The 21,315-nt window shown below is 69.5% G+C and carries 27 protein-coding genes, 1 tRNA gene and 1 pseudogene; 21 read left to right on the top strand and 8 right to left on the bottom strand.

Annotated features, from left to right (window positions below; translation table 11 throughout):
- Positions 1 to 24: 24 nt before the first annotated feature.
- A complete protein-coding gene (locus ABZ924_RS33290; protein WP_361918318.1) occupies positions 25 to 213 on the top strand; it encodes a restriction endonuclease fold toxin-2 domain-containing protein in 189 nt (62 codons plus the stop codon).
- A gap of 29 nt (positions 214 to 242) precedes the next feature.
- Positions 243 to 686 carry a hypothetical protein gene (locus tag ABZ924_RS33285; protein ID WP_361918312.1) on the top strand — a complete coding sequence of 148 codons (444 nt, stop codon included), beginning with the start codon at positions 243 to 245 and terminating at the stop codon, positions 684 to 686.
- A gap of 83 nt (positions 687 to 769) precedes the next feature.
- Here ABZ924_RS33285 and ABZ924_RS33280 read toward each other — a convergent pair whose 3' ends face one another.
- Together ABZ924_RS33280 and ABZ924_RS33275 are read right to left on the bottom strand one after the other, a co-directional pair.
- A complete protein-coding gene (locus ABZ924_RS33280; RefSeq protein ID WP_361918310.1) occupies positions 770 to 1,474 on the bottom strand; it encodes a restriction endonuclease in 705 nt (234 codons plus the stop codon).
- Positions 1,471 to 1,770, bottom strand: a complete 300-nt coding sequence (locus tag ABZ924_RS33275) for a hypothetical protein (protein WP_361918308.1) — start codon at positions 1,768 to 1,770, stop codon at positions 1,471 to 1,473. Before ABZ924_RS33275 ends, ABZ924_RS33280 begins: the two co-directional genes overlap by 4 nt.
- 747 nt (positions 1,771 to 2,517) lie before the next feature.
- On the opposite strand from ABZ924_RS33275, the gene ABZ924_RS33270 reads away from it, so the two are divergent.
- Entirely contained in the window at positions 2,518 to 3,033 is a 516-nt protein-coding gene (locus ABZ924_RS33270) for a hypothetical protein (protein WP_361918305.1), read from the top strand.
- Positions 3,034 to 3,602: 569 nt separating this feature from the next.
- Here ABZ924_RS33270 and ABZ924_RS33265 read toward each other — a convergent pair.
- Together ABZ924_RS33265 and ABZ924_RS33260 are read right to left on the bottom strand one after the other, a co-directional pair.
- Positions 3,603 to 4,265 carry an HAD-IA family hydrolase gene (locus ABZ924_RS33265; protein WP_361918302.1) on the bottom strand — a complete coding sequence of 221 codons (663 nt, stop codon included), beginning with the start codon at positions 4,263 to 4,265 and terminating at the stop codon, positions 3,603 to 3,605.
- A gap of 16 nt (positions 4,266 to 4,281) precedes the next feature.
- Complete coding sequence (locus ABZ924_RS33260; protein ID WP_361918299.1) at positions 4,282 to 5,148, bottom strand: winged helix-turn-helix domain-containing protein; 867 nt, start codon at positions 5,146 to 5,148, stop codon at positions 4,282 to 4,284.
- Between the two features lie 152 nt (positions 5,149 to 5,300).
- On the opposite strand from ABZ924_RS33260, the gene ABZ924_RS33255 reads away from it, so the two are divergent.
- From ABZ924_RS33255 to ABZ924_RS33195, 13 genes are all read left to right on the top strand, one after another.
- On the top strand, positions 5,301 to 5,630 hold the full coding sequence (locus tag ABZ924_RS33255) for a hypothetical protein (protein ID WP_189812242.1): 330 nt from the start codon (positions 5,301 to 5,303) through the stop codon (positions 5,628 to 5,630).
- A 2-nt stretch (positions 5,631 to 5,632) separates the two neighbouring features.
- On the top strand, positions 5,633 to 6,982 hold the full coding sequence (locus tag ABZ924_RS33250; protein WP_361918296.1) for an FtsK/SpoIIIE domain-containing protein: 1,350 nt from the start codon (positions 5,633 to 5,635) through the stop codon (positions 6,980 to 6,982).
- 80 nt (positions 6,983 to 7,062) lie between these two features.
- A complete protein-coding gene (locus ABZ924_RS33245; protein WP_361918293.1) occupies positions 7,063 to 7,251 on the top strand; it encodes a hypothetical protein in 189 nt (62 codons plus the stop codon).
- A 69-nt stretch (positions 7,252 to 7,320) separates the two neighbouring features.
- A complete protein-coding gene (locus ABZ924_RS33240; RefSeq protein ID WP_361918290.1) occupies positions 7,321 to 7,986 on the top strand; it encodes a DUF2637 domain-containing protein in 666 nt (221 codons plus the stop codon).
- A 19-nt stretch (positions 7,987 to 8,005) separates the two neighbouring features.
- Positions 8,006 to 8,194: a mobile element transfer protein gene (locus ABZ924_RS33235; protein WP_189812239.1), complete on the top strand. Its 189-nt coding sequence runs from the start codon at positions 8,006 to 8,008 to the stop codon at positions 8,192 to 8,194.
- Positions 8,195 to 8,213: 19 nt separating this feature from the next.
- Positions 8,214 to 8,369, top strand: coding sequence for a hypothetical protein (locus ABZ924_RS33230; RefSeq protein WP_189812238.1), 156 nt, complete (start codon positions 8,214 to 8,216; stop codon positions 8,367 to 8,369).
- A 12-nt stretch (positions 8,370 to 8,381) separates the two neighbouring features.
- The gene (locus ABZ924_RS33225; protein WP_361918286.1) at positions 8,382 to 8,723 is read left to right on the top strand and encodes a SpdD-like protein; all 342 of its coding nucleotides are present in this window, start codon (positions 8,382 to 8,384) and stop codon (positions 8,721 to 8,723) included.
- A 5-nt stretch (positions 8,724 to 8,728) separates the two neighbouring features.
- Positions 8,729 to 9,274, top strand: a complete 546-nt coding sequence (locus ABZ924_RS33220) for a GGDEF domain-containing protein (protein WP_361918283.1) — start codon at positions 8,729 to 8,731, stop codon at positions 9,272 to 9,274.
- A 94-nt stretch (positions 9,275 to 9,368) separates the two neighbouring features.
- Positions 9,369 to 9,548 carry a hypothetical protein gene (locus tag ABZ924_RS33215; protein WP_361918280.1) on the top strand — a complete coding sequence of 60 codons (180 nt, stop codon included), beginning with the start codon at positions 9,369 to 9,371 and terminating at the stop codon, positions 9,546 to 9,548.
- 5 nt (positions 9,549 to 9,553) lie between these two features.
- Positions 9,554 to 9,739, top strand: coding sequence for a hypothetical protein (locus ABZ924_RS33210; RefSeq protein WP_361918315.1), 186 nt, complete (start codon positions 9,554 to 9,556; stop codon positions 9,737 to 9,739).
- 4 nt (positions 9,740 to 9,743) lie between these two features.
- Positions 9,744 to 11,132, top strand: coding sequence for a replication initiator protein RepSA (repSA, locus tag ABZ924_RS33205; protein ID WP_361918277.1), 1,389 nt, complete (start codon positions 9,744 to 9,746; stop codon positions 11,130 to 11,132).
- The gene (locus ABZ924_RS33200) at positions 11,125 to 11,337 is read left to right on the top strand and encodes an excisionase family DNA-binding protein (protein ID WP_361918274.1); all 213 of its coding nucleotides are present in this window, start codon (positions 11,125 to 11,127) and stop codon (positions 11,335 to 11,337) included. The genes repSA and ABZ924_RS33200 overlap by 8 nt, the downstream gene beginning before the upstream one ends.
- Positions 11,337 to 12,482 (top strand): tyrosine-type recombinase/integrase, encoded by a 1,146-nt coding sequence (locus ABZ924_RS33195; RefSeq protein WP_361918271.1) that lies wholly within the window; start codon positions 11,337 to 11,339, stop codon positions 12,480 to 12,482. The genes ABZ924_RS33200 and ABZ924_RS33195 overlap by 1 nt, the downstream gene beginning before the upstream one ends.
- Positions 12,483 to 12,533: 51 nt before the next feature.
- Here the strand turns inward: ABZ924_RS33195 and ABZ924_RS33190 are convergent.
- Positions 12,534 to 12,607, bottom strand: a tRNA-Gly gene (locus ABZ924_RS33190).
- A gap of 494 nt (positions 12,608 to 13,101) precedes the next feature.
- On the opposite strand from ABZ924_RS33190, the gene dcd reads away from it, so the two are divergent.
- The 4 genes from dcd to ABZ924_RS33170 all read left to right on the top strand — a co-directional run bounded on the left by dcd (position 13,102) and on the right by ABZ924_RS33170 (position 15,253).
- Positions 13,102 to 13,689 carry a dCTP deaminase gene (gene dcd / locus ABZ924_RS33185; protein ID WP_179172804.1) on the top strand — a complete coding sequence of 196 codons (588 nt, stop codon included), beginning with the start codon at positions 13,102 to 13,104 and terminating at the stop codon, positions 13,687 to 13,689.
- Entirely contained in the window at positions 13,686 to 14,183 is a 498-nt protein-coding gene (locus ABZ924_RS33180; protein WP_361918268.1) for a phosphoribosyltransferase, read from the top strand. Before dcd ends, ABZ924_RS33180 begins: the two co-directional genes overlap by 4 nt.
- Before the next feature lie 201 nt (positions 14,184 to 14,384).
- Positions 14,385 to 14,990 carry a hypothetical protein gene (locus ABZ924_RS33175; RefSeq protein ID WP_361918265.1) on the top strand — a complete coding sequence of 202 codons (606 nt, stop codon included), beginning with the start codon at positions 14,385 to 14,387 and terminating at the stop codon, positions 14,988 to 14,990.
- 92 nt (positions 14,991 to 15,082) lie between these two features.
- Entirely contained in the window at positions 15,083 to 15,253 is a 171-nt protein-coding gene (locus tag ABZ924_RS33170; protein WP_361918262.1) for a hypothetical protein, read from the top strand.
- 66 nt (positions 15,254 to 15,319) lie between these two features.
- On the opposite strand, the gene ABZ924_RS33165 is transcribed toward ABZ924_RS33170, so the two are convergent.
- From ABZ924_RS33165 to ABZ924_RS33155, 3 genes and pseudogenes are all read right to left on the bottom strand, one after another.
- Positions 15,320 to 16,279 carry a Yip1 family protein gene (locus ABZ924_RS33165; RefSeq protein ID WP_361918259.1) on the bottom strand — a complete coding sequence of 320 codons (960 nt, stop codon included), beginning with the start codon at positions 16,277 to 16,279 and terminating at the stop codon, positions 15,320 to 15,322.
- A gap of 1,037 nt (positions 16,280 to 17,316) precedes the next feature.
- Positions 17,317 to 19,524, bottom strand: a pseudogene (locus ABZ924_RS33160) ((Fe-S)-binding protein); the annotation flags it as partial.
- A 110-nt stretch (positions 19,525 to 19,634) separates the two neighbouring features.
- Positions 19,635 to 20,255, bottom strand: coding sequence for a sugar transferase (locus ABZ924_RS33155; protein WP_361918256.1), 621 nt, complete (start codon positions 20,253 to 20,255; stop codon positions 19,635 to 19,637).
- Between the two features lie 320 nt (positions 20,256 to 20,575).
- On the opposite strand from ABZ924_RS33155, the gene ABZ924_RS33150 reads away from it, so the two are divergent.
- Positions 20,576 to 21,315: Hsp70 family protein (locus ABZ924_RS33150; protein ID WP_361918253.1), on the top strand; the 740-nt coding region annotated here is incomplete at its 3' end.

Below are 21,315 nucleotides of genomic sequence, written 5' to 3'. Positions count from 1 at the left end.
CACACGTGCCGGTGGGGTCCTTTCATGCATCGACGGGTGTCAGCTCATGTCCACCCGAGGATCACGGTCAGGCACTTGGAGCGCACTGAACGACCCCGCAACACCCAGATGCGGGGAGTGGAGACGATCACCAACAATCCCGACTCCGCCGCCCACTGGCGCGTGATGATGGCGGCATACGGCGACAAGGGCTATGCCCGCTACGCTCCCTGACCCACCCTGCACCGCCAAGGAGTGCACCCGTGGACGCGTCCCAGCTCGCCGAACTCCGCACGATGTACGTCTTTTCGCCCATTGACGGAGAAACCTGGGGTCTCACGTTCGACGGTTTCAGGGCCAACCTGCTTGCACGGGACCCGGAAGCCTTCCTGCAGGTCGACGAAGGCGACACAGGCCCAGTCCGCAACACCAGCCTGCAGTTCGGGGTTACCTTCGGCGAAGAGGAACTGGAGGGCTTCGCAGTGCTGTCCCCGGAGGGGGTGGCGGTGAAGAACTGCACCGCACAAGAAGCCGCGAACTTCGTCGTCTGGCTCCGGGACCAGGTCGTGCCTCAGGACAAGGCCGTTACCTTCAATACCGAGTGGGGCATCGAGGAAGATGCCCCGGACGATCCTGTCCCCGACGTCACGCGCCCTCGACTGGTCGCGGCCTTCCTCGCTCATCTCGAAGCCCTTGGCCTGGACTGAACCCACGGGTCGCAGCGATATCCCCACAGGCGCATCGCCACTGGCTGTGTGGTCCAGGGGACGGCCGGGCTGTCCTCGAAGGGTCAGGAGAGTGAAGTCGGCCTTCGGGGTGGTGGGACGGCGCGGAGGAGTTCCCAGAGGGGGCGGGAGCCGCTGGCCCATTGGGCGAGGAGCTTGCGGTCGACCAGGTGCAGGCGCTGGGACTTGGCGAAGTCGAGGGCTGGTGCGGAGAAGCGCCCGTTTGTGAGCATGACCAGGACGTCGCCGCCGTGTATCTGGCGGCCGGTGCCGTTGAGGACCTGGAGATCGGGGGTGCCCACGGCGGAGCCCGACCAGCCGGCCTTGCGGTGCTTGCACTGGATCACCCAGAGCCGGCCGAAGGGGTCGGTCGCCTTCACGTCCGCCCCGTTGTCGCCGCGCCCGCCGACCTGCTGCGCGTCATCGCATCCGTCGCGGCGCATCAGGTCGCGTACAGCGAACTCGAGCTGGCGGTGGTGTAGGCCGTCGAGCTGCTCGACTGCGTACCGAAGCCCCTGCGCCCTGACCCGATCCCACCGGGCGGCCTCCTGGCGCCGATGCAGCCACACAGCGCCCGCACCAGCTGCTGCCAGGAGGAGGAGAGCGACGACCCAGTGATGCGCGGCCAGCCACGACAGCACCGCCAGCACCAGACTCAAGACCATCGCCGCGACCAGCACGAGCATCCACAGCTGGACCGGCATCGCGCCCTTGCGCCGCCGTGGACGGCGCTCGGCGCCCGAGCGGCGTCGGGCCGGACGGCGGCTCACCGCCCGCTCCCCGAGCTGGGGAAGACAATCGGGTACGAGAGCGTCGGCGTCGGTCGCACCGCCGATTCGGCCCACCCCGGCCACTTGATCGGGTACACCGTGGTCGCCTGGGGCTGAGGTAACCGCTCCTGCCCCTGCTGCGTGCCGGTGGCAGTCGTGTTGCCGCTGCCGAAGATGAACACTCCGGCCACGATCGTCCCCAGGATCGCCGTCTCCCGGCGCGCACCTGCGGGGAGGCGGGTGTGCCTCCTGACCACGGTGCCGTCCGCCTTCACGTACTCCTCGATCACAGGCACTGCTGCGTCCCCCTCATCAGTCGCGCTACGCCTCCCTGCGTAACGGGGCCATGAAAGCACCCTGCACTGACACTGCGTCACTATGCGATCACAATTCGCGATCTCCGGCTGGCCGTGCTGCTCAGGTGCCGGCCTTCCGCCTGGCGGTCGGCGCATGGCGACCGCGAGTTTGTACCCGCGGCAGTCGGTTGCTGACACAGATCACTGAAAATGCGTCTCATGATGCGAGACAGTCTGGGGTCGACCTGCTACAAGTGGTGCGCCGAAGGCCCTCTGCGCAGGGCATTCCTGCGAGTTGGGGCACGCGGAGGGCGCGGCGCGACCCCTGAGAGGTCTAGACAATGGAGAAGCCCCAGGTCTCTGACCTGGGGCTTTGTCGTGGAGCGGATGACGGGAATCGAACCCGCGCTATAAGCTTGGGAATCACCGCTCTTCTGAGTATTGGGCGTCCTGTGACCTGCGAAAACGGGTAAAGCCGAGGCCTCTTCGTGTTGCTCCAGCGCCCGCCATTGTCCGTGGTTACCCGCCTTACCTGGCACGAATCTGGCACCCCAGCTAGACAGGGCGTCAGGACGCACTCCTGGCTCGTGGCGAGACCGATCGGGTCCTCGCGCGGCGTGGAAGGCAGGAGGATCGTGAGCGTGACCGGGCTACACGACGGCACGCACTACGCACACCGTGTGGTGCAGCGTCGAGAATGCGCATGCCTCGGGCGGGAGGATGGGCATGACTTGTTGTACTGAGGCGATGGACGCAGCTCTACCCACTCTGCTAGTCGGTATCGCCGGTGTCGGCGGAACTGTGGCGTCGGGCTACCTGGCCCAACAGGCCGCCCAACGGACACTGCGCTGGGAACACGAGCGACAGCAGCATGAAAACCTTCGTGACTGCTACATCGCCGTCAATAGCCGAGCCCGCAGTTGCCGTTACGCACTGGCCGACTACGTTCAGGGTATGGCGACTAATACCTTGACGGACGAGACCCGTCAAAGGGCCGCCACTGCGATGGACGCCCATCGCGCGCAGTACGACGAGGCGCAGATGGTGGTCTCAGACAGCGTCCTTGCCGAGGCGCGTAACGTGAACGAAATGATCGGTCGCCTCTATGGAGTGCTGCGACGTATTGATTGCGGCGCCCCCCTGGCAGGCGACTCCATCGAGTGGGCCAAACGTCTGCTGAAAGACCTGTGGCCCCTGCTGACATCCATACGGGAGGCCATGCGCCTAGACCTCGGTGTGAGTGGGGGGACTAGGGGGGACTAGGCCGACTGCGGCTGCTCTCGTATGCGCATCACACGGCCGGTGTAGCGGCGGTGCGCTGGCCCGTGTGGCTTTCTGCCCGCACCTTCACGACCACCTTCATCCACCACTCACCCCCAACTCCCATCCCGTCTGCCGTCGACCCACACGCATGTGGAGCGGGCGCGGTGCCGGGCGTCCAGGTGGAGCGCGCCACTGTACGAACGACCTGGACGCCCGGTGCCGCGCCTGCTCGGCTTGTCCTGGGTCGACGGCAGACGGGATGGGAGTTCCCCGCCCCAGCCATCCACGGCCGGCACCCGCGAGCGGCGCCCCCGCCATCCCGGTGCTTGTTGCGCCCCCGCCGGAGGCATGTCGGTGAGGGAGGGAACCAGCGGCCATAGGGGCTCGACTCATGTCCTTGGGCCTATCCCGTCTTGCAGGGGCGGGCGTCGGCGCAGCGCGCGCGGAGCGGGCCGCAGGCAGGAGCGTCGCGCGGAGCGGAGCCGGGAAGCCCGCCCGGCGGAGCGGTAGCGAAGCCGGGTGCTTGATGAGGTAGAGAAACCTGTAACAGGTCCGCGCTGCTCCTCCGGCTACGCCGGGGCGAGTGCGTCGGCGATGGCCTGCATGTCATCCGTGATGGTGTCGGCTCCTGCCTCGGCGAACAGGGCGGCCTTGTGGGGCTTGTTGGCGTAGCCGATGACCGTTGTGCCGGCTGCGTGGGCGGCTTGGATGTCGGTGAGCGAGTCGCCGATCAGGGTGCAGTGCGTGACGTCCATCTGCGCCTGCTCGGCCGCCGTGATGAGCGGGAACGGATTCGGCTTCATCAGGTGGGGCTGCCCGGACGGACGCCCGACGATCGTTGCGACGTACTCCCAGAGATCATGCAGCTCCAGGAAGCGGCTCACGCATTCGGCAGAGTTGTTGCTCACCACCATCACGGCTCGCCCCGAGGAACGGGCGGCTCGGAGCGCCTCCACCGCTCCAGGGGTCGGCGGGCCGGCCACCGCGACGGCTTCGACTTCCGCCGCCGTCAGGGCCTGCTCGACCTCCCGGCCAGTGGCGGCGTCGGCTTCGTGGGCGATCCGCAGGACCTCGATTGGGTCGTCGGTCTCAGCGGCCTTGGCGCCCGCGGCCTCGTCCCGGGAGGAGAGCAGCGCGGTGAGCTGCTTGGCCACATTGGGCGCGGGCAGCCCGGCAAACACGTCGCATACCGGCCCGTCGAAGTCGAAGAAGACAACGCGCGCGTTCGCCAAGACTCCCGGGAGCCGCTCATCGTGCGTCAAGGTCGAAGTCCCTTCCGATGGTCTCCCAGACGCTGTCGAACCACATGCGGGCCTGCTGGACCTGCTGTGCTCCGCTGGAAGACTCGCCGTCGTTGACCGAGTGGTGGAAGAGAGTCGCGTCCTTGCCCACCAGGTCGTAGATCTCGATCGTCTCGCCTTGGGCGACGACCTTGTTGGGGCGGATCGGGTAGTACCCGAAGAACGCGTCTTCGTCGTTGATGACGTAGAGCTTGAAGAACTGGGTGCCGCTGTGGACGCGGACGCTGATCCGGGTCTCGGCGACGAGACCGAGGTGTTCCAGCTCGGCGATGGCGTCCCGGATGCTGCGGGTGTAGCTGACCATGATGTCGTGCATGCGGTCGCGAAGCCGCTTGTCGTCCTTGCCGTCCTCCATGCGCACGGGCGCGGCCTGCGGGACGGACATGTCCGGGACGAGTATCCGCATGGTGATGCTCGACGGCGTGAGCCGGCCAACCCGGATCTTGTCGAGCGGCTCCTGAAGCGCGCCGTGCAGCGTCTCGCTCGAGAACCCGGCGAAGTCGATGGTGACGCGGTCCTTGGCGAACGCCTGCTCCACGTAAGGCCGTAGGCCCGCCGGCCGCTCGGTCCTGTTGCGGACGTACACGCCGCTGCCCTTGCGGGAGACGACGAGTCCCTCGTCTTCGAGGTCCCGCAGCGCACGCTGGATCGTCGCCCGCGCGAACCCGTACAGCTCCGTCAGTTCCTTGTGGGACGGGAGCTTTTCACCAGGCCCGAGCCGCCTCGTTCGGATGGCAGCGCCGAGGCTGCTCGCCACCTGCTCATACGGGGCTCGGTCGTCGTCTGGGTCGAGGGGCTCGGGGACGAAGGTCATGGGTCGATGGTAGGCGACACCCCCAAGGCAGGACAGTCATGCCAGTCATGTTGTTGACATGGCTAGCCATCTCTCCTACCTTCGAGATGTGACCAACCGGGCTAGCCAAGTTGGTCATCTAGCTTCCTGCTGGCATCTCTGAAGGAGAAACCATGCCGTCGTTCAAGGTGGACACGTCGACCGCCGTGGTGTTTGTTGCCACGGCTCCGACCCCGAAGCTCGTGAGCAAGCAGACCGGTGAGCGCGCCATCGACCGGGAGACCGGTGCCGGTCTGTCCACGGTGGGCCTGCTGATCTCGGACGAGGGGGAGGGCAACCTCTACCAGGTGACCGTTCCGGAGACCGGCCTCCCCGACGGCCTGGTGCCCGGCATGCCGGTCTCGGTGATCGGGCTCAAGGCCCGGGACTGGGAGAACACGTCCAACGGCCAGACCCGGCACGGCATCGCGTTCCGCGCGGTCGCCCTCACGGTCGGGGCCTGACCATGGCCGACCTGACGACGTTATGGGAGGTCGGCCTCCCTCTGGCCGGGGCGGGCGGTGGTCTCGGCTACGCGAAGCTCCGGGCCCCGCGCGTGTTCTGGTCCGTGGCCGGTCTGCCTGCGGCGTGCGTGCGGTTCGCGGTGACGTACCGGTCCACGATGGACGTGTGCGGGCTGACGGTCCAGCCCTCCCGCTTCCGGGCGTTCCTGGTCCGCAACATCGCCCGCCGCAGTGACGTACAGCCCGTCCCGCCGAAGGTGCGCCGGGTGCGGGGTTCCTCGACCGGAATGCAGGTCATCCTCCGCCTGCCGGCCGGGCTCGAACCCGCCGACGTGATCGCGGCCTCCGAGCGGCTGCGCCACGCCTGGGGCGTCCACTCCGTCCACGTAGTGGAGACCAAGCCGGGGTTCGTAGAGCTGCGGATGACCGGCTACGACGTGCTGCGCCGGGTGAAGATGCCCCGTCGGCGCCCGTCCGGGCAGATGGTGGTCCCTGTCGCGCTCCGCGAGGACGGCACCGCGTTCGTACGGGACTACGTCAAGGTCCCGCACGCGCTGACGCTCGGCGCGAATCAGTCGGGCAAGACCATGTACCTGCGCAACCTGATCGTCGGTCTCGCCCGGCTGCGGGTCGCGCTGGTCGGGATCGACTGCAAGCGGGGTGTCGAGCAGCGCCGTTACGCGCCGCGTCTGTCGGCGCTCGCCGTGACGCCGGAGGAGGCATCCGGCCTCCTGGACGCGCTCGTGAACGAGATGGAAGACCGCTTCGACCTGCTGAGCGACTACGGGGCCGCCGATCTGTGGGCCCTGCCCGAAGAAGTCCGGCCGGTACCGATCGTGCTGCTCGTCGACGAGGTCGCGGAACTGTTCCTCGTGGCGGGCAAGAAGGACGAGGACCGCCGGGACCGGATGGTCATGCAGTTGATCCGGCTCGGGCAGATGGCTCGCGCCGCAGGCATCTACCTGGAGATCTGCGGCCAGCGCTTCGGGTCCGACCTCGGAAAGGGCGCCACCACGCTCCGCGCCCAGCTCACCGGCCGCGCGGTCCACCGCGTCAACGACAAGCAGACCGCCGACATGGGCCTGGGTGACATCGCCCCGGATGCGGTCGTGGCCGTGACGGCGATCCCGCCCGACAAGCCCGGTGTCGCGGTGGCCGGTGACTCCTCCGGGGGCTGGTCCCGCATCCGCACCCCCGAGTTGAGCGCCGACGAGGCTGCCGCCGTCTGCGCCCAGTTCGCGCACCGGACCCCGGCCCTTCCCGCTCTCGCCCCCTACCGGCCGGTAATCCCCACCATGGCCCCGGCCGCCGGTTCCGTTCCGCTCCTGAAGCCGAACCCGGCAACGGACTAGCAGTCCCTCCCCCTCGGTCGGCGTGACCGTCTCGCGCCAGGTCCCTACCCGACCCATGCCCGAAACCGAAGGGAACCGCCATGACCACCGAGAAGAAACCGCCGGCCCGGCGCCGCTCGCCCAAGCCCGCGCCGCCCGCCGAAGACTGCGGCACCTGCGCCGGATCGGGGGAGACCACCACGACCGTCCGGGTCGGGCGCAAACGCCGCGAGATCGCCGCCACGCAGACCGGACTGTGCCCGACCTGCCTCGGCAGCGGCACCGCCTGACCCCCATCCCGCACCCGCTGGTGCCGGACGAGATCGCCCGGCACCGGCCTCCCCGAAAGGAGGTGACTCGTGTCCCGCACCCTCCGCCCCGACGCCGTGTTCATCCAGGCCGTCATCGCCGGTGCCCTGTCCTTCGCCCACCTGCACGACCTGGCAGAAGCGGCAGGACAAGACGGATGGAAAGCGTGGGCCTACCCGGTCAGCGTCGACCTGCTGCTGGTCGCGGCATGGCGCCGGATGCGCGCCGACGCGGAGAACCGCGACGCCTGGCTCTGGTTCGCCATCGCCCTCGTCGCATCGCTCGGCGCCAACATCGCCACCGCCGGACTGCTCGACCTGAACAACGTCCCGGCCTGGCTGCGCATCCTCGTCGCGGGCTGGCCCGCGCTCGCCTTCCTCGGCGGCACGCTCCTCGCCCACGCTCCGGCCGCTGTCCGGGACCCGGAGCCCATGGACCAGCCCCACGTCGAGCCCACCACGGACCTGACCGTGGAACGCGCGCCGGAACCGGCTCCCGAGCTGCCGCCGGCCGATCCCGCTCCGCAGGACGCACCGCCGCAGCCCGCTCCCAGCTCGCCCGCCGTGCCGGTCCCGCCCGCCCTGCTCGACCACGCCCAGAAGATCGCGGACGCCCACCAGGCACAGACCGGGGTCCCGATCGACACAGCAACTCTGCGGAGCCGCCTCGGCGTCCCGCCCGCGCTGGCAGACGCCATCGCCGTCCAACTCGCCTGACAGGAAGGGAGACAGACCCGTGCGCCCGAACCGCTTCCACAACGTCATCCGCATCGGCCCGGTGCGTGTCGGCACCCACCACGACGGCCGGGGCCGTACCAGGCACACCGCTGTGTGCACCGCCCCCGGCTGCGACTTCTCCGCCGACTACCTCACCCGCGCCGCCGCCGAACTCGCCGCCCGAACCCACCGCTGCAACCCGCGCTGATCACAAAGGAGACCCCGTCATGGACGTACCGCTCTGGCTCGCCCTGATCGTCGTCGGCGCCCTCGGCTACAAGCTCATCCGCCCGCCGCTGTGGCTCGTGGCCGTGATCCTCCTCGGCGGCTACCTCCTTGCCGACAGCTTCCTTGCCCCGCTCCTCGACCCGATCACCAAGTAGGGAGACTCCGCCATGCTCCGACCGCGCATCCCGGTCAACCCGCTCCCGACCGGCATCGTCACCCCGCTCGTTCAGCCCGTCGCTCTCTCCGACGTCGAGTCCAACCGTGAGTCCGCGCTGACGGCACACGATCACTACTACTCGGCCGCGGCACCGACCGCTCCGGCCCGCACCACGGTCCAGCTCACCCCTGGCAGCGTGGTCACCCTCGCCGCCGGCGGTGGCGCCGTCGTCCTCGTCGTCGGCGCTGTCCTCGTCTCGATGCTCCTGGCGGTCGCCATCACCGGCGTCTCCATCGCCGTGATCGCGGTGGTCCTGCGCCTGCTGGTCAAGGACCTCCAGAAGGGGCGGTGACGTAGATGGACACCCACGTGATCGCCGCGGGCTTACCGGCCCTGGGCTGGGCCCTACACGGCGGGATGCTCCTACGCCGCCTGGCCACCGCACGCCGAGACCCCCTGACCGGTCTCCACACCCGCGCCGGGTGGACCACCCGCGCCGAACACCTGATGGCCAAGCACCCCAGCGCCCTCGTCCTCCTGGTCGACCTGGACGACTTCAAGGCCATCAACGACACCCACGGCCACGCCGCCGGCGACGCGGTGCTCATCGCGACCGCCCGCCGCCTGACCACCTGGTGCGGACGCCACGGCATCACCGCCCGCCTCGGCGGAGACGAGTTCGCCGCCATCGTCACCGACCCCGGCCGAACCCCTGGCCTTCAGGCTCTGCAGACCGCGTTGAACCAGTCGGTCTCGCACAACGGCTGCACCCTGCCGGTCTCGGCCTCGGTCGGCCACTGCCACCGCGACCACCTGCCGATGCCCGCCCTCACGGACGCACTGTCCGCCGCGGACTCCTCGATGTACGCGGCCAAGGGCCACGGCAGGCGCAACACGCGCTGAGCGGCCCCCGGGACGGCCTCGGTCGCCAAACTTCCGCCGCCCCGGGCGCCTGGACCCATTCCAGATCCAACGGACCCGAAAGGGAGACCTCATCATGCCCCAGACCGCCTCGACCCCGTCCGTCTGCCGCGACTGCGACGGCTTCGCCACCGCCACGATCACCACCGGCGGGCGCTCCACCGACGGCACCCGGGCCACCATCCGCGTCTACTGCCAGGCCTGCCGCGGCCTCGGCCACACCGCCCCGGCCGACCTCGCTCGGATCGGGCGGTGAGCGTCATGCCGGACCTCGCGCCCACGAACAACGCGCCCGGTCTGCACATCAGCAAGCCCTCCCCGTCCGAGCCCGCCACCGGCTCCGCCGTCTGCCACTGCGGGGCTTCCGCCTCGGCCAAGGGGGACGCGCAGGTCGGTGCGCTGATCGCCGGTTGGAACGCCAACCACGGCGCTGCCCACGGGAAGTGACCACGTGACCGACACCGCCACAGCGGCGGGTCTGGACCCGGCCACCTTGAGCGATCTGCTCCGGGTGGCCGGGGACCCGGGCTTCGACCGCCTCCACGAACAGATCCGCCGCACGGGCGGATGCGCCGCCCCGATCCGGCTCTCCGGTGCTAGCAAGCTCCTCGACCCGGACACCCGGACCGTTCTCCACACGTATAACACCGACTCCGAACCCGGTGGCGTCCTCCGTGTCGCCTGCGGGAACCGCCGGGCCTCCCGGTGCCCCGCCTGTGCCTGGACGTACGCCGGGGACACCTACCACCTGATCCGCGCTGGGCTCGTCGGTGACCCCGCCAAGGGCACCCCCGAGACGATTCGCGATCACCCCCGCGTCTTCGCCACCCTGACCGCGCCGTCCTTCGGCCCCGTCCACAACCGCCCCGGCATCCGCCCCTGCCGTTGCGGGATCCGCCACCGCGAGGACGCCGAGGAACTGGGCACCCCGCTCAACCCGGCCACGTACGACTACGCGGGCGCCGTGCTGTGGAACAACCACGCCTCCGAGTTGTGGCGCTACTTCACGATCTACCTCCGCCGAGAGATCGCCCGCCGCGCCGGCCTCACGCAGAAAGCCGCTCGCGAACAGTCCCGCGTTTCCTTCGGCAAGGTCGCCGAGTACCAGAAGCGCGGGGCCGTCCACTTCCACGCCGTGATCCGCTTCGACGGACCGGCCGGGCCCGACAGCCCGCCCCCGGCGTGGGCCACCCTCGACCTGCTCACCGACGCCATCTGCGCTGCGGCCGCCCGCGTCCGCGTCGTCCTGCCTGCCAATCCGAAGCACGGCTTCGTCAACAACTGGGTGCTCCAGTGGGGCGATCAGATCGACGTGCAGCCCATCGGCGCCTTCGGCAGCGGGGAAGACCTGACGGAGCAGGCGGTCGCGTCCTACGTCGCCAAGTACGCCACCAAGGCAGCCGAGACCACCGGCACCGTGGACCACCCCGTGGGCAACAAGGAGGCACTGCTCCTCCTCGGAGTGCCCGACCACCCCCGGCGGCTCATGGAAGCGTGCATGGACCTCGACGGGGCCTACCCGGACCGGCGACTGCGGGCCTGGGCTCACATGCTCGGCTTCCGCGGCCACTTCTCCACCAAGTCCCGCCGCTACTCGACCACCCTCGGCGCCTTACGCCAGGTCCGCGCCGACTACCGAGCCGCCCAGCAACGCGCTTCGCTCGGCCTGCCCGACCCCGACGAGCACCCGGAGTCCACCCTCCTCGTCGTCGCCCATTGGGCCTATGCCGGCCACGGTTACACCCCCGGTGAGTCCTGGCTCGCAGCCAACATCCGTCGCGACATCCAGCACAGCCGCGAGATCGCCCGCGAAGAACTCATGGGGGAACGAGATGAGTGATCGATATCTGTCTGTCGCCCAGGTCGCCGAACTGCTTGGCACGACCGAGCGGTTCCCCCGGCGCTTGGTCGCGGAGCGCCGGATCCGGTACGTGAAGGTCGGTACGCACGTGCGGATCGCAGAGAGCGTTGTCATGGAGTACATCGCCGCGAACACCGTCGAGCCGCGGCGGCCCCAGCGCTCCCGCTACCGAAGGGCTGCCTGATGGCCAACAGCAAGGGTCGGCGGCGCCGGTTCGGGGCGATCCGCAAGCTGCCGTCCGGACGGTTTCAGGCCCGGTACCCGGGGCCCGACGGAGTGATGCGGCCGGCGCCCGAAACCTTCGCGACCTCGGGAGACGCAGACGACTGGCTCGCCGAGAAGCAGACCGAGATCAACAAGGGGGACTGGCGCGACCCGGACGCCGGGGCGGTCAACTTCGCCGAGTACGCGCTCCAGTGGGTGGAAGAGCGTGGCTTGGAGGAGACGACTGAAGAGCTCTACCGGCGGTTGCTCCGGCTGCACATACTGCCGACCTTCGAAGAGATGGACCTCGACGAGATCACCCCGCCCAGAGTCCGCACATGGCGGACCGATCGCCTCAAGGCCACGGGCGCGACCACGGTCGCCAAGGCATACCGGCTGCTCAAGGCGATCATGGGTACGGCAGAGGATGATGAGTTGATCAGGCGGAACCCGTGCCGGATCAAGGGTGCTGGGAAGGAGTCGCCGGCTGAGCGGCAGACTGCCACTGTCGATCAGGTGGACGCCGTCGCCAAGGCGATGGGTCCGCGGTGGCGGCTGATGGTCTACATCGCCGCGTATGGCCCGGCCCGGCCGGAGGAACAAGCGGGACTGCGGCGCCCGGACGTGGATCTTGCGAACTGCGGTGTCTGGGTGCGGCGTGCCGAGCCGGAGCTGAACACCGGACGGCGGGCGCCTGGGGAGACCAAGAGCGAGGCAGGCAAGCGGTTCATCGTGCTGCCCCGGTTCATGGCCGGTGATCTCAAGCTGCACATGTACTTGTATGCCGAGCAGAAGCCGGACGGGCTCCTCTTCGTGGGGGAGCGCGGGGCGCCGTTCCGGCGTACGACGTTCGGGCGGAAGTGGAAGAAGGCGCGTAATGCAGCCGGGCTGCCCGACGGCTTCACCTTCTACGACCTTCGTCACACCGGACACACGCTGTCGACGCAGTCGGGCGCGACGCTGAAGGACACGATGGTCCGCGCCGGCCAGTCCTCGGAGAAGGCGGCCATGATCTACCAACACTCGAACCTTGAGCGTCAGCGGGAGGTCGCTGCCGGGATCGATGCCCGGGTCCAGGCATTGCGCGGCAAGGCATCTGGCACGGATCTGGCACGGGAGCGGTAGAGAGGTCTAGGCAACACAAAAGCCCCGGGTCGCTGACCTGGGGCTTTGTCGTGGAGCGGATGACGGGAATCGAACCCGCGCTATAAGCTTGGGAAGCTCATGTTCTACCATTAAACTACATCCGCGTAGCGGTCCAGTTTCCTGGATCCGTACCGTTGCACACTCTACCCCATGATCGACCCCCGGTGAATCAGCCGCGGGGTCGTTGTTGTGTGTGGGGTGCACCAGTGGTCGTGGGGACGGGAGTTGGGGCGTAACGTACCGCTGCGGACCGGCGCTGGAGTGGCGGCTGGAGCGGGTTCCGTACATCCCCTAATGTGGCGATTCGTCGCAGTCGCAGTACGGCAGGTTGGGGAAAGGGACTCGATGGAGAACACCGTCGTCCGTTGTGCCGAAGGGCATGTTTTCAGTACCGCTTCGTTCCCGCTGCAGCACCTCGGTGCCGGCCGGATCGGGCCCGGGCGGCTCCTGCGGTGCCCGCGGTGCGCGCGGCTGAGGCACGCCGTGCCCGTGGGGAACGCCGCCAAGCGCTAGCGAGGGAGCGGCGCCGGCCGGGGAGGCGCGCGGGCCGCCCGCTCTCGATTGGGGGTGGCTCGCGCGCTCTGCGTATCCTCGGGACGTGCTTCTCTCTGACAAAGACATCCGGGCCGAGATCGACAGCGGACGGGTACGCATCGACCCGTTCGACGAGTCGATGGTGCAGCCCTCCAGCATCGATGTGCGTCTCGACCGGTACTTCCGGGTGTTCGAGAACCACCGCTACGCCCACATCGACCCCGCCATCGAGCAGCCCGACCTGACCCGCATGGTCGAGCCCGAGGGCGACGAGGCGTTCATCCTGCATCCGGGCGAGTTCGTGCTCGCGTCGACGTACGAGGTCATCTCGCTGCCCGACGACATCGCCTCCAGACTGGAGGGGAAGTCCAGCCTGGGCCGCCTGGGGCTGGTGACGCACTCGACCGCCGGGTTCATCGACCCCGGCTTCTCGGGCCACGTCACGCTCGAGCTGTCGAACCTCGCCACCCTCCCGATCAAGCTGTGGCCCGGCATGAAGATCGGGCAGCTGTGCATGTTCCGGCTCAGCTCGCCCGCCGAGTTCCCGTACGGGAGCGAGCGGTACGGATCGCGGTACCAGGGCCAGCGCGGCCCGACGGCCTCGCGCTCCTTCCAGAACTTCCACCGCACCCAGGTGAGGCACGAGGCATGAGCGTTGTACGCGAGAACCTGAGCTACGAGGGCTTCGGCCGCGCCGTGCGCGAGCTGGCCCAGACCATCGCCGACGACGGCTACGAGCCCGACATCATCCTCAGCATCGCCCGCGGCGGCGTCTTCGTGGCGGGTGGCCTGGCCTACGCGCTGGACTGCAAGAACATCCACCTGGTGAACGTGGAGTTCTACACGGGCGTGGGGACGACCCTGGAGATGCCGGTCATGCTGGCGCCCGTCCCGGACGCGATCGACTTCTCCGACAAGAAGGTCCTGATCGCCGACGACGTCGCCGACACCGGCAAGACGCTGAAGCTCGTCCACGACTTCTGCGTGGGCAACGTCGCCGACGTCCGCTCCGCCGTGATCTACGAGAAGTCCCACTCGCTCGTGAAGTGCGAGTACGTGTGGAAGCGGACCGACGACTGGATCGAGTTCCCGTGGTCCGTCGAGCCGCCCGTCGTCAAGCGTGAGGGGCAGGTCCTCGACGCCTGATCTGAGGAGCCTCCGCCCCACCAGCTACCGCCGCCGCGGGCCCTGCAGCATGCCGTAGGGCCCGCGGCGGCATGTCCGCTTCCGGTTGTTTGCCACGGACCTCAGCGGTACGGCGTTCAGCGCTTCCATGACCGCGATGACCGTCGCGCCGAACCCTGTCCCGCACGTCCGCTGCACCGCCCCGCACCCCGAGGGAGACAGATGCACGCCACCAGGCCTATCACGCTCCACGCGTGGCAACAGGGGGAGAGCCACGAGCGCCGCACGGGCTGGCACGGCAGCTCGCCCGAATTCGGTGACGTCACCGTCCTCTTTCCGCTGGCCATCCACAGCTCCCGCACTCTGATGAGCGAGGTGCGCGGCACCGTGATCCCGCACGCGAGCTACTCCTCGGCCGGCCTGCACTCCCAGGTGATGAGCCTGCCCGGCCTGAACGGAGCGAGGCTCGAGGTCGGCGACCGGTCGGTGCGGTTGAGGCGGAACCGGTGGGGGCTGACCCGGCGGGGCCGCTCACTGCGGATGGAGCATGCGCAGGATGCGTACCGGCTGACGGCGATCAGCCGTAGGCACTACATGCTGACGAGGGAGAGGGACGCCGAGGGCGCCGGGGTCACCATCACGGTGAAGCAGGCCGGGATCGGAAAAGGCAAGCGGCTCACGGTGAGCGTATCGGGAGACGCCCAGGGCGCGGACATCACGCTCGCTGTCCTCTTCGGGGCGGTGGACCGTGCCCCCCTCACCCGAGGTGGCGCGGTGCGGGCCGCCTTGTCGCGCTCCTTCGCCTTCTACGCGGAATCGCAGTCATGATCGTCCCAACCGGCAAACGAGTGAGCAGCACGCATGCCTTCATATGACATCTCCAGGTCCATGAAGAGCCGCAGCTCTCCCACTTCACCGAGATGCTCATGGAGGTGCGGCACCGGGGGCTGCCTGCCGAGCCGGTGCGCGAGGGCCAGGTGGATGCCTCGAGCGTGCTCCGGCTCGTCCGTGTCCGGCCCGGGAGGGTGTGGGAGCTGATCTCGGAGCTGCTGCCGCAGTCGGAGGAGCTCCGCTTCGTCGGGCCTCGGTGAGCGGCCGTGAGAAGTCCGAAGGGGCCCGGCGCACGGTGGGTGCGCCGGGCCCCTTCGGGCGTTCGGTTACAGCGTGCCCAGCTTGATGATCGACAGGAGGGCGATCAGCTGGATCGCGGATGCGCCCAGCGCCTTCGGCCACGGCAGGTCGTGCGACTTGCTGACCAGCGACGTGAACAGGGCGCCCGCCGCGACCCACGTGGCCCAGCCCAGCACCTGCACGAACATGTTGTCGCCGCCCAGGAAGACGGCGACGAGCAGCCGCGGCGCGTCCGTGATGGACATGACCAGCATGGACAGGCCCACGGTGGGCTGCCAGGAGCCCTCGCCGCCCATCTGGCGGGCCAGCGTGTGCGTGACGGCGCCGAGGAGCAGGCCGCAGATGACGAAGGCCACGCCGGCGCTCAGGACGATCGGGACGGCGTTGGCGAGGGTGGCGTTGATGACGTCCTTGCGGGCGTCGTCGAAGCCGAAGACGGCCAGGAGGCCGTAGAGGAAGGTCACGATCAGGGCCGGGCCCCAGACGGGGTAGTCCCGCATCTGCAGGAACGTCGGCCCCGGGCGCATCACGATGCCCTTGAGCAGCTCCTTCCAGGGCAGCCGCGGGCCGGCCGGCGGCGCCATCGCGCCTGCGCCGGCACCGCCTGCCTGGTAGGTCGCGCCGCCCTGGTAGCCGCCGCCCTCGTAGCCGCCGGCCGCCTGGCCGTACGGGTCCTCGCCGAGCGCGAAGACCTGGGTGTGCCCCGGGTTGTCGTTCGCGTACGAACCGCCGCCGCCTCCGTGTCCGTACGGGGGCTGCTGCGCCGGGTGGGGCGGCTGCTGCTGTTGTCCGTACGGGTCGAAGTACTCCGGCTCGCCATGGCCTCCGGAGCCGGCCTGCTGCTGCGGCCACTGCTGCTGGGGAGGGTAGGGCTGCTGGCCGTACGGCGCCTGCTGCGGTTGCTGCTGACCGTACGGCTGCTGCCGCGGGGGTTGTTGCGGCGCGCGGTTGTCGTCCCGTCCGCGTCCGATCCTGAATCCAGCCACGTGATCGAACGTACCTGGTCCGGCGGGCGGCGGTGGTCCGGGTGCCGGAATAGGCACCCTTTGCGGCCGACCTGTGACATCCCCTAGGGGGACCCTGGGGGGCCTGCCCCACCGGGGTGGGGGTGGAGGGAGGGAGTCCGGTTTGCGGCCTACCCGGCCTACCCGGCCTACCCGGCCGCCCCGGCCGCCCCGGCCGCCCCGGCCGACCCGGCCGACCGGGCTGGGTGGGTTGGGCCGGGTGGGCCGGGTGTGCTGGGCCCGGTGGGTTGGCCGCTGCGCGGGGCCTTTCCCCCACCCCGCCCCTTCCCGAAACCGGGGGCTGCGCCCCCGGGCCCCCTGAACGCGGAACGGCCGGTCCCCCTGTGCGGGGGACCGGCCGTTCCGGCTCGTGCGGGCTACTTGGCGGTTTCGCCCTGCGGCTCGGCCGCCGCCGGGACCTGCGCCTGAACCTCCGGCTCCGCCTCGGTCTCGGCCGGCGCCTCGGGCTCGGCCGGCGCCTCGGGCTCGGCCGCCGCCTCGGTCGGCTTCGCCGAGTCCTCAGTGACCTCGGCCTCGGCCTTCGCCTCGTCCGTGGCCCCGGCCTTGGCTTCCGCCTCCGGCTTGGCTTCGGGGGTGGCCTCAGCCTTCGGCTCCGGCTTGGTCTCGGCCTGCTCCGCGGCAGCGGCGGCTTCCGCCTCCGGCTCGGCCTCCGCCTTCGGCTCGTCCGTGGCCTTCGGCTCCGGCTTGGTCTCGGCCTCCGGCTCCGGCTCCGGCTTCGGCTCGGTCTTGGCCTCGGCCTCGGCCTCGGCCTCCGGCTCGGTCTCTTCGGCCGTTGCCTCGGTCTGCTGCTCCGCTGCCGCAGCGGCTTCCGCTTCTGCCTCGGCCTTGGCCTTTGCCTCCGCGTCGGCCTTCGCCTTGGCCTCGGCTTCCGCCTTGGCCTTTGCTTCGGCTTCTGCCTTCGCCTTGGCCTCCGCCTCGGCCTTTGCCTTGGCTTCCGCCTCCGCGGCCGCCTTGGCCTCCGCCTCCGCCGCGGCGGCCAGTTCGGCCTCCGTCGGGCCCGGGGTCTTCACCGACTCCAGGAGCAGCTGGGCCACGTCCACGACCTGGACGGACTCCTTGGCCTGGCCCTCGTTCTTCTTGCCGTTGACCGAGTCGGTCAGCATCACCAGGCAGAACGGGCAGGCCGTGGACACGATGTCCGGGTTGAGGGACAGGGCCTCGTCGACGCGCTCGTTGTTGATGCGCTTGCCGATCCGCTCCTCCATCCACATCCGCGCGCCGCCGGCGCCGCAGCAGAAGCCGCGCTCCTTGTGGCGGTGCATCTCCTGCTGGCGCAGGCCGGGGACGGCGGACATGATCTCGCGCGGCGGCGTGTAGACCTTGTTGTGCCGGCCCAGGTAGCACGGGTCGTGGTACGTGATCAGGCCGTCGACCGGGGTCACCGGCAGCAGCTTGCCCTCGTCGATGAGGTGCTGGAGCAGCTGCGTGTGGTGGATGACCTCGTACTCGCCGCCCAGCTGCGGGTACTCGTTCGCGATGGTGTTGAAGCAGTGCGGGCAGGTCGAGACGATCTTCTTCGCCGACTTCGGCTTCTTCGTCGACTCGTCCTCGTCGTCCTCGCCGAAGGCCATGTTCAGCATGGCCACGTTCTCCTGGCCCAGCTGCTGGAACAGCGGCTCGTTGCCCAGGCGGCGCGGCGAGTCACCGGTGCACTTCTCCTCGCCGCCCATGATCGCGAACTTGACGCCCGCCATGTGCAGCAGCTCGGCGAAGGCCTTGGTGGTCTTCTTCGCCCGGTCCTCCAGGGCGCCCGCGCAGCCGACCCAGTAGAGGTAGTCGACCTCCGTCAGGTCCTCGACGTCCTTGCCGACGATCGGGACCTCGAAGTCGACCTCCTTGGTCCACTCGACGCGCTGCTTCTTGGCCAGGCCCCAGGGGTTGCCCTTCTTCTCCAGGTTCTTGAGCATCGTGCCCGCCTCCGACGGGAACGCGCTCTCGATCATCACCTGGTAGCGGCGCATGTCGACGATGTGGTCGATGTGCTCGATGTCGACCGGGCACTGCTCCACGCACGCACCGCAGGTGGTGCAGGACCACAGCACGTCCGGGTCGATGACGCCGTTCTCCTCGACCGTGCCGATCAGCGGGCGCTCGGCCTCGGCGAGGGCCGTGGCCGGGACGCCGGCGAGCTGGGCCTCGGTGGCCTTCTCCTCGCCCTCCATGGTCTTGCCGCCGCCGGCCAGCAGGTACGGGGCCTTGGCGTGCGCGTGGTCGCGCAGCGACATGATCAGGAGCTTCGGGGACAGCGGCTTGCCGGTGTTCCACGCGGGGCACTGCGACTGGCAGCGGCCGCACTCGGTGCAGGTGGAGAAGTCGAGGATGCCCTTCCAGGAGAACTGCTCGACCTGGGAGACGCCGAAGACGTCGTCCTCGCCCGGGTCCTCGAAGTCGATCTCCTTGCCGCCGCTGGTCATCGGCTGGAGCGCGCCGAGCGCGGAGGCGCCGTCGGCGTTGCGCTTGAACCAGATGTTCGGGAAGCCGAGGAAGCGGTGCCAGGCGACACCCATGTTGGTGTTCAGCGAGACCGTGATCATCCAGATCAGCGAGGTGCCGATCTTGATCATTGCGGTGAAGTAGATGGCGTTCTGCAGGGCGGCCGTCGACAGGCCCTTGAAGGCCAGGACCAGCGGGTACGAGACGAAGTACGCCGGCTCGTACGAGTCCACGTGGTGGATCGCGCCCTCGAGGCCGCGCAGGGCCAGGATCGCCAGGCCGATGGTGAGGATGACGTACTCGACGAAGTACGCCTGCCAGGCCTTGGAGCCCGCGAACCGCGACTTGCGGCCGGCCCGCGACGGCAGGGACATCAGGCGGATGGCCATCAGCACGACGATGCCCACGACCGTCATCAGGCCGATGAACTCGATGTACATCTCGAACGGCAGGAACCCGCCGATGATCGGCAGGGTCCAGTCGGCCTGGAACAGCTGGCCGTACGCCTGCGCCAGCGTCGGCGGCAGCGTCAGGAAGCCGATCGCGACGAACCAGTGCGCGAAGCCGATGATGCCCCAGCGGTTCATCCGGCTGTGGCCCAGGAACTCGCGGACCAGGGTGAGCGTTCGAGCCTTCGGACTGTCCGTACGGCTGCCTGCCGGCACGGGCTGTCCGAGCTTCACGAACCGGTAGATCTGCGCCACGGCTCGGGCGAGCAGCGCGACGCCGACCACGGTCAGGACCAGCGACACGATGATCGCGGCGAGTTGCATGGGAGGGCTCCTCGGGCGGGACTTACTAAGCAGTAACTTATTGAGTCAAGGCTTGAGGTTACCCATTCTCCGCGCCGCAATGTAGGTGAGCGTGCGGTGATCTGTGTCGCTCAGGCATGCCTGTGTGTACGGGCCGCCCGAGGGGTCTGCGCCAGGATTGCGAGATCCATCCCCAGCCAATGGCTCTCCACATAGTGCCGGTCCAGCAGGGCCATCTCCTCCCAGGGGAGGTCCGAGCGTGCGCTGACCTGCCACAAGCCGGTCATTCCGGGCCGTACGAAGAGCCGGTCGGGCCGGTCCGTACGGTTCTGCGGGCGCGGCCCGACCAGGGACATCTCCCCGCGGAGCACGTTCAGCAGCTGCGGCAGCCCGTCCAGGGCCCACCGGCGCACGGCCCGCCCGACCGGGCCCGCCGGGTCCGCGTGCAGCCGCCAGGTGCGGAACGGGCGCCCGCCCAGCCCCGCCGCCGGCGCGCGGTCCAGGGCCCGGCCGCCCTGGACCGCGTACAGCAGGGCGGCCAGCGCGAGCAGCGGGAGCAGCAGGGCGCCGAGCAGCGCCACGGCCCCGGCGAGGTCGACCACCCGCTTGGCCGAACAGTCCGGCAGCCGCGGCAGTCGCAGCAGCCGCAGCGGCCGCTGCGGCCGGGGCAGCTGAAGGGGCAGCCGGCGGCGGGGGCCGGGCCTGCGTGCGGGGCGCCGGACCGGTGGGAGGGGGAGCGGCGGCAGCGGCATGCCAGCACCGTGCCGGACCGTCCGTGCGCCTGCGCTGCGCCGCGCGGCCGTCCTCGATGCCTCGAACCCGTTCGGGTGCGGCCCCGCCGCCGGGGCTCCGCCCCGGACCCCGCGCCCCAAGCGCCGGCGGGGCTGGCGGCGTGGCCCCGCCCCGACGTGCCCATACGCCTCCGGGGCCGCTCGGGATCCGCTCAAGATCCGGTCGTGTGAGCGTAAGGGCGCGATAAAAGTTGAGTCGACTCCACTCAGCTCTGTTGACGTGGGCGCACCGGCCCGGCATCCTTGAGTCTGTTCCACTCAAGTCACCTGGAGGAATCGAAATGGCACGTGCGGTCGGCATCGACCTGGGCACCACTAACTCCGTCGTCAGCGTTCTCGAAGGCGGCGAGCCCACCGTCATCACCAACGCCGAGGGCGCCAGGACCACGCCGTCCGTCGTCGCCTTCGCCAAGAACGGCGAGGTCCTCGTCGGCGAGGTCGCCAAGCGCCAGGCAGTCACGAACGTGGACCGCACCATCCGCTCGGTGAAGCGCCACATGGGCACCGACTGGAAGATCAACCTGGACGGCAAGGACTTCAACCCGCAGCAGATGAGCGCCTTCATCCTGCAGAAGCTGAAGCGCGACGCCGAGGCCTACCTGGGCGAGAAGGTCACCGACGCGGTCATCACCGTCCCGGCGTACTTCAACGACTCCGAGCGCCAGGCCACCAAGGAGGCCGGCGAGATCGCGGGCCTGAACGTCCTGCGCATCGTCAACGAGCCGACCGCGGCCGCCCTGGCCTACGGCCTGGACAAGGACGACCAGACCATCCTCGTCTTCGACCTCGGTGGCGGCACCTTCGACGTCTCGCTCCTCGAGATCGGCGACGGCGTCGTCGAGGTCAAGGCCACCAACGGTGACAACCACCTCGGTGGTGACGACTGGGACCAGCGCGTCGTCGACTACCTGGTGAAGCAGTTCGCCAACGGCCACGGCGTCGACCTGTCCAAGGACAAGATGGCCCTGCAGCGTCTGCGCGAGGCCGCCGAGAAGGCGAAGATCGAGCTGTCCTCCTCCAC

This window comes from Streptomyces sp. NPDC046876 (assembly GCF_040645035.1).
Taxonomy (GTDB): Bacteria; Actinomycetota; Actinomycetes; order Streptomycetales; family Streptomycetaceae; genus Streptomyces.
The sequence above is the reverse complement of the archived record's forward strand: the minus strand, read 5'-3'. Positions and strand labels throughout refer to the sequence as shown.